Origin of the sequence: uncultured Friedmanniella sp., from assembly GCF_964244005.1 — a bacterium.
In the GTDB taxonomy this organism is placed as follows: Bacteria; Actinomycetota; Actinomycetes; order Propionibacteriales; family Propionibacteriaceae; genus Microlunatus.
The window spans coordinates 1-8212 of the sequence record NZ_CAXTHG010000052.1 but is presented as its reverse complement, the minus strand read 5'-3'; the positions used below and the strand labels follow the sequence as shown (position 1 = coordinate 8212).

Here is an 8212-nt window from a genome sequence, read left to right as displayed (position 1 = left end):
CCGAGCACCCGGTGCTGCTGAACCGCGCACCGACCCTGCACCGCCTCGGCATCCAGGCCTTCGAGCCCCAGCTGATCGAGGGCAAGGCCATCCAGATCCACCCGCTCGTCTGCACCGCGTTCAACGCGGACTTCGACGGTGACCAGATGGCGGTGCACCTGCCGCTGTCGGCCGAGGCGCAGGCCGAGGCCCGGATCCTGATGCTGTCGACGAACAACATCCTCAAGCCGGCTGACGGCCGTCCCGTGACCATGCCCACCCAGGACATGATCATCGGCCACTACTTCTTGACCATGCAGGTCGACGGAGCAGCGGGGGAGGGCCGTGCGTTCGGCTCGGTGTCGGAGGCCCTGATGGCCTTCGACCGCAAGGAGCTGTCCGTCCAGGCCAAGATCAAGCTGCGGCTGACCGACATCGTGCCGCCGCTCGGCTTCGAGCTGAACGACCGCGGCGCGATCGTGCTCGAGACCACGCTGGGTCGGGCCCTGTTCAACGAGGCGCTGCCGGCGGACTACGCCTACTGCGACTACGAAGTGGGCAAGAAGCAGCTGGGTCAGATCGTCAACGACCTCGCCGAGCGCTATCCGAAGGTCGAGGTGGCCTTCTGCCTGGACGCCCTGAAGGACCTGGGCTTCCACTGGGCCACCCGCTCCGGCGTGACCGTGTCCATCGGCGACGTGACCACCCCGGCCAACAAGGCCGAGCTGCTCGCGGGGTACGAGGACCGGGCCAGCAAGATCGACCGGCAGTACGAGCGTGGTCTGATCACCGAGGACGAGCGTCGTCAGGAGCTCATCGAGATCTGGACCGACGCGACGTCCAAGCTCGGCGCGGCCATGGAGGCCAACTTCTCCAAGACCAACCCGATCTACATGATGGTGCACTCCGGCGCCCGCGGGAACATGGTGCAGATGCGCCAGATCGCGGCCATGCGTGGCCTCGTGGTGAACCCGAAGGGCGAGATCATCGCCCGCCCGATCAAGTCGAACTTCCGTGAGGGCCTGTCGGTCCTGGAGTACTTCATCTCCACCCACGGTGGTCGTAAGGGCCAGGCCGACACCGCGCTGCGGACGGCTGACTCGGGTTACCTGACGCGTCGACTCGTCGACGTCAGCCAGGACGTCATCATCCGCGAGGAGGACTGCGGGACCGAGCGCGGGCTGACCAAGACGATCGCGCTGCGCACCGAAGGTGCCTCCGGCACGGCCGACGGCGCTCAGGGTCTGGTGCTCGACGAGCACGTCGAGACCGCGGTCTACGCCCGCAGCCTGGCCACCGACGTCTCCGACGCGAACGGTGAGCTGCTGCTTCCGGCCGGGACCGACCTGGGCGACGTCAACATCAAGCTGTTGATCGAGAACGGCGTCACGACGGTCAAGGTCCGCAGCGTCCTCACCTGTGAGGCCGTCACCGGCACCTGCGCCATGTGCTACGGCCGTTCGCTGGCCAGCGGCAAGCTGGTCGACGTGGGTGAGGCCGTCGGGATCGTGGCGGCCCAGTCGATCGGTGAGCCCGGGACCCAGCTGACGATGCGTACCTTCCACACCGGCGGTGTGGCCGGTGACGACATCACCCAGGGTCTGCCCCGCGTGGTCGAGCTCTTCGAGGCTCGGCAGCCCAAGGGCAAGTCGCCGATCTCCGAGGCCGCTGGCCGGGTGCAGATCGAGGACAGCGACCGGCTGAAGAAGATCACCATCACCCCCGACGACGGGTCGGAGGCGGCCGAGTTCTCGGTGTCGCGTCGTGCCCGCCTGCTGGTGGAGGACGGCGACCACGTCGAGGTCGGTCAGCAGCTCACCGCTGGTACCCCTGACCCGCACGACGTGCTCCGGGTGCTCGGTGTCCGTCGGGTGCAGGAGCACCTGGTGGACGAGGTCCAGTCGGTGTACCGCACCCAGGGTGCGCCGATCCACGACAAGCACATCGAGATCATCATCCGGCAGATGCTGCGCCGGGTGACCGTGATCGAGTCCGGTGACGCCGACCTGCTGACCGGTGACCTGGTCGACCGGCTGACGTACGAGGCTCAGAACCGCAAGGTCGTGGCCGAGGGCGGCAACCCGGCGTCTGGTCGTGCCGTGCTGATGGGCATCACCAAGGCGTCGCTGGCCACCGAGTCGTGGCTGTCGGCGGCGTCCTTCCAGGAGACGACCAAGGTCTTGACCGACGCTGCCATCAACGGCAAGTCGGACAGCCTGATCGGCCTCAAGGAGAACGTCATCCTCGGCAAACTGATCCCGGCGGGTACCGGTCTCGACCGCTACCGCAACATCCGGGTGGAAGCGACCGAAGAGGCGAAGGCCCAGGCGTACTCGATGGTCGGCTACGACTCCTTCGACTACGACTTCGGTTCGACGTCGGGCGCAGCCGTTCCGCTGGAAGAGTTCGACCTCGGCGACTACCGCAGCTGAGCTAGCACCACCGCCGAGAGGGCGGGGCCGGGATCCTTCCCGCCCCGCCCTCTCGGCGCCTTCCCTCCCGGACCCGTCCGGGACGGTCACTTCACAGGGTCGCGGGCGACGTCACAGGTGCGCGCGGACGGGCAAAGTCGCCCTAGAGCTTGTGAAGTCGCAGTGCCGCTCGTTGTCCACAGCCTCGGCCGTGTCTTTCGATCATCCACAGGTCGAGGCATGCGCAAGCGCGACGAGCCCGTATCGGCTCTGCTGTCGGTATGGACGACATCCTCCTGACCCGTCAGCTGCGCGCGCGGGGCTACGGCAAGGACGAGCTGCGCCGCCTCGAACGCCGCGGCGAGCTGACCCACCTTCGGCGGGGCGCTTGGGCGCGGGGGGCCAGCGATGACGAGCTGACCGCCGAGCAGCAACACCGGCGACTCGTCACTGCGGTGGCCGAGTCGCTCGGGCCTCCGGCCATCGTGAGTCATACGTCGGCCGCGGTGCTGCACGGGTTGCCGGTGTGGTCCTCAGCACTCACCCGGGTCCACCTCACCCGGAGCCGCAGCACCGGTGCCCAGCGGCGTACCGACCTTGAGCTGCACAGCGCGACCCTTCCGGCCGCTGAGGTCCAGGTCGTCGACGGTCTGGCGGTCACCTCACTGGCCCGTACGGTCGCCGACCTCGGCCGGACCCTGTCGTTCGAGCAGGCTGTCGCCGCAGGTGACCGGGCCGCCGCCCTCGGTCTGGACTTCGGCCACCTCGAGACCGTGCTGGAGGGCATGCAGCGCTGGCCCGGTGTCTGTCAGGCGCGGCGTGTCGCCAACTTTCTCGACGGCCGCAGCGAGAGCGTCGGCGAATCGGTGAGCCGGGTACGGATCGGTGAGGAGGGGCTGCCCAGCCCGATCCCGCAGCGCGAGATCTTTGACCACAACGGCGTACTGATCGCCCGGGTCGACTTCGCTTGGGAGGAGTACCGCACCATTGGTGAGTTCGACGGCAAGATCAAGTACGGCGCCCTGCTGAAGCCCGGGCAGAATCCCGCCGATGTGTTGATTCTCGAAAAGCTTCGTGAGGACGCGCTCCGCGACGCCGGCTGGCAGGTCGTCCGCTGGATCTGGGCCGACCTCTACCGAAAAGCGGTCCTGCGGGACCGCTTGCTGCGGGCCTTCGCCCGCTCCCGCTGACCGGCTCGCCCTATCCGCTCCGCCGACCGCGCTTCCATGCAGCCGGGGCAGGTGGCACCCCCACTTCACAGGCTCGCGGGCGACTTTGCCGATCCGCGCGCGCCTGTGATGTCGCCCTTGAGCCTGTGAAGTGGGGGTCGAGCCTCTGCGGGGCGGCGGATTGGCCCAGGGGAACGGGGGGGGCGGCGGCGGGAGGGGCGGTGGGGCTGGCGGCGCGGGGCCTAGCGGCTGGCGGCGCGCTTGAACTGCCAGGTGGTCAGGGGGATGAAGATGACCAGGATCAGGACGGACCAGATCAGGGTGTAGAGCGCCGGGTGTTGGAGGGGCCAGACGGTGGCCGGGGCGACGAGGGCGTCGTTACCGAAGAGCTCGCGGGCGGCCTGGGTGATGGCGGAGACGGGGTTCCACTCGGCGAAGACCCGTAGCGGGCCGGGCAGGGACTCCAGCGGGACGAAGGTGTTGGCGATGAAGGTGATCGGGAAGATCACGATGAAGGACGCCTGGTTGACCACCTCGACGCTCGGTACCAGCAGGCCGACGAAGGCCATCACCCACGAGATGGCGTACGCGAAGACGAGCAGGATCAGGTAGCCGGCGACGGCGTCGGTGAACGAGCTGCGGATCCGCCAGCCGACCACGAGTCCGGTCAGCGACATCACCACCAGCACGATCACGTTGTTGACCACGTCGGACAGCGTCCGTCCGGTCAGCACCGCGGTCCGCGACATCGGCAGCGACCGGAAGCGGTCGATGATGCCCTTCTGAACATCGTCGGCCAGACCCGCCCCGGTGGTGGTGGCCCCGAAGATCACCGTCTGAGCGAAGATGCCGGCGATCAGGAACTCTCGGTACTGCTGCGGGTCGCCGCCGGAGATGGCGCCGCCGAACACGTAGGCGAACAGCAGCACGAACATGATCGGCGACAGCGTGGTGAAGACCAGCAGCTCAGGGACCCGCTTGATCTTGATCAGGTTGCGCTGGGCCACGACCAGGCCGTCGCCCAGCGAGCTGAGCACACTCATGAAGCCTCCTCGGCCGCGTGGCCGGTCAGGGACAGGAACACGTCGTCCAGGGTGGGTCGGCGCAGGCCGACGTCGTCGATGGCGATGTCGGCGGCGTCGAGCCGCCGCAGCGCCTCGACCAGCACCTTTGCTCCGCCGGTCACCGGAGCGGTGAGCGAACGTGCGTGCGCGTCCGAGCCGACCGCACCCTGAGCGACCCCGGCCAGGATGGACGCGGCGGCCGCCAGCTGGTCGGGAGAGCTGACGGTGAGCTCCAGCCGCTCCCCGCCGACCTCGGCCTTGAGGTGGTCGGCAGTGCCCTGGGCGATGACCAGGCCGCGGTCGATGACCACGATCTCGTCGGCCAACCGGTCGGCCTCCTCCAGGTACTGCGTGGTCAGCAGCAGCGTCGTACCGCCCGCCACCAGCGACTCGATCAGCTCCCACACCTCGATCCGGCCTTGCGGGTCGAGACCGGTGGTGGGCTCGTCCAGGAACAGCACCTCGGGCTGGGCGACCAGGGCGGCGGCGAGGTCGAGCCGGCGGCGCATGCCCCCGGAATACCCCTTGGCCGGGCGGTTGGCCGCCTCCTCGAGCCCGAACTGCCCGAGCAGCTCCTTGGCCCGCTCCCGGCTGCGGCGCGCCCCGAGGTGGTAGAGCCGCCCGACCATCACCAGGTTTTCCTGGCCGGTCAGGTACTCATCGACCGCCGAGTACTGGCCGGAGAGACCGATCCGTTCGCGGACGCCGCCCGGGTCGGCGATCACGTCCACGCCGGCGACCCGGGCCGACCCGCCGTCGGGTCTGAGCAGCGTGGTGAGGCAGCGCACGGTGGTGGTCTTGCCCGCGCCGTTGGGTCCGAGCAGCCCGAGTACGGTGCCGCGCGGCACCGCCAGATCAACCCCGCCCAGCGCGGTGAAGCTCTTGTAACGCTTGACGAGGCCGCGGGCCTCGATCGCGAGTTCCATGTGTGGAGGGTAACGAGAGACACCGACAGATTTGCGTCGCGCAATCAGCCGTACGGTGAAGCCGTGGACCTACGGACCCAGTTCATGCCGCTGCTCGGCACCTGGACGGGCCTGGAGCAGCAGCACCCCTCGCCCTGGTCGCCGGCGACGACGGCCCGCGCGAGCTTGGTGTTCCGGCTGGACGTGGGCGCCACGGTCGTGGTCCAGGACTACCGCCAGGTTCGCGCGGACGGGCCTGAGCTCACCGCCCACGGGGTCTTCCAGGCCCTTCCCGGGTCGGACCGGCTGCAGTGGTGGCTGTTCGACTCCTACGCCGAGCCGCCGGTGGTGGCGACGGGGGATTGGGCTGACGGCGAGCTGACGCTGGAGAAAACCACGGCGAACGGGACGGCGCGGCACCGGTTCCGCCCCACCGGGGACGACCTGGGCTACGAGATCACGCTCCGGCTCGGTACCGCCACCGGCTGGGCGCCGTTCCTGACCGGTCGCTACCGGCGGGTCAGCGGCCACTGACCACCAACGCCAAAGCAGGTCCCCGACAGGTGCCCCTCGCCATCCTCCTAGGCTGAGCCCGTGCCGCACCTCGCCTCGGTCAACGTCGGTCATCCCGCGCCCAACCCCCACAAGGACACGGGAACGACCGGGATCGGCAAGCGCCCGGTCGACGGGCCCGTGCAGGTGCGGGCGCCCGGACCCAAGCGGGGCGGCCTCGGTAGTGGCCTGGTCGGGGACTACATCGGCGACGGCAAGCACCACGGGGGCGACATCCAGGCGGTGTACGCGTTCCAGCGGGAGGACCTCGACCAGTGGCAGGCCCGCCTCGGCCGAACCCTGCCTGATGGCTACTTCGGTGAGAACCTGACCACCATCGGCCTCGACGTCAACGGCGCCCTGGTCGGTGAGGTCTGGCGGATCGGGGACACCGTCGAGCTCAAGGTCACCTCGCCCCGGATCCCCTGCGCCACCTTCCGCGGCTGGATGGGCGAGAAAGGCTGGGCCAAGATGTTCACGGCCGTTGGGCGTTCCGGGACCTACCTCAGCGTGCTGACACCGGGGCTGGTCACAGCGGGCGACCCGGTCACGGTGGTCTACCGGCCCGACCACGAGGTGACCGCGGCCCTGGTCTTCCGGGCGATCACCACCGGACGCGAGCTGCTGCCCCAGCTGCTGGCCGCGGGCGACGACCTCGAGCCGGAGATCGCGGAGATGGCCCGGGAGCGGCGCCAGCCGGTGCTGGACTAGGAGGGCAAGCAGCCGCCGGGGAGCAGCGACTGGGCCCGGCACGTTGTTCCGAAGCTGCTGAACGATCTGGATGCGCTCTCACGTTCGAGCCCTCGGGTGGCCTGAACACGGTGCGTTTTGACCCGCTGAGGGTCACCGGCTAGCCTAGATCCTTGTGTTCGGGCTTGCCCGACGTCTCGTGCGTGCCCCGACAGTCCGCTCTGGACGTGGCCGAGCTCGCACCGGTCCACCAGCGGTGCTGGCGAGCCGTAGCACATGTTGAAACTTCGTCGTACGAGCCGTGACAGTGAGGCGTGCCGCGCTTCGCGGCAGACCAAAGAGAAAGAGACAGGACAGCAGTGCCCACAATTCAGCAGTTGGTCCGCAAGGGCCGGGCGGACAAGGTGAGCAAGAACAAGACGCCGGCGCTCAAGGGTTCCCCCCAGCGCCGTGGAGTGTGCACCCGCGTGTACACCACCACGCCCAAGAAGCCGAACTCCGCGCTGCGCAAGGTGGCACGTGTCCGCCTCTCCTCCGGCGTCGAGGTCACCGCCTACATCCCGGGCGTGGGCCACAACCTCCAAGAGCACTCGATGGTGCTCGTCCGCGGCGGTCGGGTGAAGGACCTGCCCGGCGTCCGGTACAAGATCATCCGCGGTTCGCTCGACACCCAGGGCGTCAAGAACCGCAAGCAGGCTCGCAGCCGCTACGGCGCGAAGAAGGAGAAGTAATGCCTCGCAAGGGCCCCGCCCCGAAGCGTCCGCTGCCCGTCGACCCGGTCTACGGTTCCCCGCTGGTCACCCAGCTGGTGAGCAAGATCCTGCTCGACGGCAAGAAGACCATCGCCCAGGGCATCGTCTACACCGCGCTCGACGGCACCCGCACCAAGACCGGTGTCGACCCGGTCCAGACCCTCAAGCGTGCGCTCGACAACGTGCGCCCCGCGCTCGAGGTCAAGAGCCGCCGCGTCGGTGGCGCGACCTACCAGGTGCCGATCGAGGTCAAGCCCAACCGGGCGACGACCCTCGCGATGCGCTGGTTGGTCAGCTTTGCCCGCGCCCGTCGTGAGAAGACGATGTCGGAGCGCCTGATGAACGAGATCCTCGACGCGTCGAACGGCCTCGGTGCCGCAGTGAAGCGCCGCGAGGACACGCACAAGATGGCCGAAGCCAACAAGGCTTTCGCCCACTACCGCTGGTAACCCATCCAGCACTTCTTTCTCGACTGCGACAGCAGCGGGGTTATCGCCCTGCTTCTCCGACGCGGTCAGACCACATTCAGATGAGAGGGTGAAGACTCCGCGTATGGCTGTCGACATCGAAACCGACCTGTCCAAGGTCCGCAACATCGGCATCATGGCTCACATCGACGCCGGTAAGACCACCACCACCGAGCGGATCCTCTTCTACACCGGGATCAACTACAAGATCGGTGAGGTGCAC

The 8212-nt window shown here is 68.5% G+C and carries 9 protein-coding genes; 7 read left to right on the top strand and 2 right to left on the bottom strand.

Features of this window, described 5'->3' with window-relative positions:
• Together rpoC and ACFE76_RS20155 are read left to right on the top strand one after the other, a co-directional pair.
• On the top strand, positions 1-2411 hold a 2411-nt coding region (gene rpoC, locus ACFE76_RS20160), incomplete at its 5' end, for a DNA-directed RNA polymerase subunit beta' (RefSeq protein ID WP_375433573.1).
• A 260-nt stretch (positions 2412-2671) separates the two neighbouring features.
• A complete protein-coding gene (locus tag ACFE76_RS20155) occupies positions 2672-3580 on the top strand; it encodes a hypothetical protein (RefSeq protein WP_375433572.1) in 909 nt (302 codons plus the stop codon).
• A gap of 221 nt (positions 3581-3801) precedes the next feature.
• On the opposite strand, the gene ACFE76_RS20150 is transcribed toward ACFE76_RS20155, so the two are convergent.
• Both ACFE76_RS20150 and ACFE76_RS20145 read right to left on the bottom strand, forming a co-directional pair.
• Positions 3802-4602 (bottom strand): ABC transporter permease, encoded by an 801-nt coding sequence (locus ACFE76_RS20150; protein WP_375433571.1) that lies wholly within the window; start codon positions 4600-4602, stop codon positions 3802-3804.
• Positions 4599-5549 carry an ATP-binding cassette domain-containing protein gene (locus tag ACFE76_RS20145; RefSeq protein WP_375433570.1) on the bottom strand — a complete coding sequence of 317 codons (951 nt, stop codon included), beginning with the start codon at positions 5547-5549 and terminating at the stop codon, positions 4599-4601. Before ACFE76_RS20145 ends, ACFE76_RS20150 begins: the two co-directional genes overlap by 4 nt.
• Before the next feature lie 63 nt (positions 5550-5612).
• On the opposite strand from ACFE76_RS20145, the gene ACFE76_RS20140 reads away from it, so the two are divergent.
• The 5 genes from ACFE76_RS20140 to ACFE76_RS20120 form a co-directional block, all read left to right on the top strand.
• Positions 5613-6062, top strand: coding sequence for a DUF1579 domain-containing protein (locus ACFE76_RS20140; RefSeq protein ID WP_375433569.1), 450 nt, complete (start codon positions 5613-5615; stop codon positions 6060-6062).
• Positions 6063-6122: 60 nt separating this feature from the next.
• Complete coding sequence (locus ACFE76_RS20135; RefSeq protein ID WP_375433568.1) at positions 6123-6791, top strand: MOSC domain-containing protein; 669 nt, start codon at positions 6123-6125, stop codon at positions 6789-6791.
• Between the two features lie 338 nt (positions 6792-7129).
• Positions 7130-7501 carry a 30S ribosomal protein S12 gene (gene rpsL / locus ACFE76_RS20130; protein WP_091414459.1) on the top strand — a complete coding sequence of 124 codons (372 nt, stop codon included), beginning with the start codon at positions 7130-7132 and terminating at the stop codon, positions 7499-7501.
• Positions 7501-7971: a 30S ribosomal protein S7 gene (rpsG, locus tag ACFE76_RS20125; RefSeq protein ID WP_375433567.1), complete on the top strand. Its 471-nt coding sequence runs from the start codon at positions 7501-7503 to the stop codon at positions 7969-7971. Before rpsL ends, rpsG begins: the two co-directional genes overlap by 1 nt.
• Positions 7972-8074: 103 nt before the next feature.
• A partial coding sequence (locus ACFE76_RS20120; RefSeq protein WP_375433574.1) for a GTP-binding protein occupies positions 8075-8212 on the top strand: 138 nt, incomplete at its 3' end.

What these genes read in the sequence shown, in the direction of transcription:
- ACFE76_RS20155 (WP_375433572.1), top strand. Translation starts at nt 2,672, where the DNA reads ATGGACGACATCCTCCTGACCCGTCAGCTGCGCGCGCGGGGCTACGGC.
- rpsG (WP_375433567.1), top strand. Translation starts at nt 7,501, where the DNA reads ATGCCTCGCAAGGGCCCCGCCCCGAAGCGTCCGCTGCCCGTCGACCCG.
- ACFE76_RS20150 (WP_375433571.1), bottom strand. Translation starts at nt 4,602, where the DNA reads ATGAGTGTGCTCAGCTCGCTGGGCGACGGCCTGGTCGTGGCCCAGCGC.
- ACFE76_RS20145 (WP_375433570.1), bottom strand. Translation starts at nt 5,549, where the DNA reads ATGGAACTCGCGATCGAGGCCCGCGGCCTCGTCAAGCGTTACAAGAGC.